Raw genomic sequence first — 1,210 nt, forward strand, 5'->3', positions numbered from 1 at the left:
TTGCAGCTAATCATCGCCTGTGCGATCGTGGGGTTCTCCGACTGCCAATCCTGGCCGAAGATGGTGTCATTGACGTTTGCCAGTTCGGTACGGCGCTCGCCCGACGAACCTGGCAGCTTGCGGTAGGTGTTCCCGTTATCTACGGAGACGGAAATTACTTTGGCCGGCATATCAGTACTCCTTAGTCACGGTTGCCAGTTTCGATAGGTGCAACGATCAGGTTGAAATTGAGCGAGAACATGAAACGGTTTTTGTCATCTTGACCTAGTGGGGTAATATCTCCCCGCACCAAGCAAGCAACCAATTCAGGGTAGAAATCGTTAGGTTCCCCGCCGCTTTTCTGTTCTAAGGCATGGAGCTTAGCTTTGATATCCGCGGCTTTTTTGTACGTTTCCGAATACTTCAAACCACGGAACAAAAGCTGTACGGTGGGGTAATCGATGGCAATGGCTACTTCCGGAGGCCGTCCACCAGAATCCTGGAATACGACTTCTGTGTTGCTGTTGCCCCAGCCACCAATTCGCAAAGTAAAGCTACCCAGCAATCCAGGTACCCCCTCTACAATGGCAGCTAACCCCTCCGCCGGACTCATTTAAACCCCCGATGCATATTTAACGGACGCGGCCAACTTACTCTCGATTTCCCCCATGTCTTCATCGAGAGCAGCCTGCAAAAACTTCGAACGGGTTGGAGCCTTATGTGCAAACGGCATTTCATGCACATAGACTGCATAGCTTGGATTACCTCCCCTACCAAACCCGATGACCGCGACTGCATTGCCTCTGAAGGTTTCGGCCTCCAGATATCCAGACGCGCGCAGGTCACCTGTGTCCTGGGGCGTATACTCCAAAGCCTTGCCGAAAGTTTCTTCCAGCGCCTCCACACAACATTCGGCACTAACCCCGCCCATATGATCGATAAAACGACTCAATTCCTTAAGGCATGCATCCATCGAATTCCGGTACATCATATAAGCTTCACCCTCGGAAGTGGGCGTTCTTCCGAGGTTCTGTCTTCCCATAAATGACCGGAAACGCTGGGCCACTATAGATAAGCCTTCCTAAGCTGATCGGCATTACGCAGATCGGGAATCTCGTTATAAACCTGGATGGTTTCAGCACCTTCCACTTCGTCGGGATTCACATAGGCGGTTTTGTCCCCTAGGATGAGCTTCCCACCGATAGTGACTCGTCGATCCACAAACACCCGA

General features: G+C 51.6%; 2 protein-coding genes. Both read right to left on the reverse strand.

Annotated elements, in window-relative coordinates:
- Window positions 1-181: 181 nt before the first annotated feature.
- Window positions 182-592, reverse strand: coding sequence for a minor capsid protein (locus VJI93_RS08190; RefSeq protein ID WP_324000455.1), 411 nt, complete (start codon window positions 590-592; stop codon window positions 182-184).
- Entirely contained in the window at window positions 593-1,021 is a 429-nt protein-coding gene (locus VJI93_RS08195; RefSeq protein WP_324009231.1) for a hypothetical protein, read from the reverse strand. It abuts the gene before it with no gap.
- Window positions 1,022-1,210: the final 189 nt, after the last annotated feature.

The sequence above is a fragment of the Parvimonas sp. M20 genome, from assembly GCF_035282425.1.
Classification (GTDB): Bacteria; Bacillota; Clostridia; order Tissierellales; family Peptoniphilaceae; genus Parvimonas.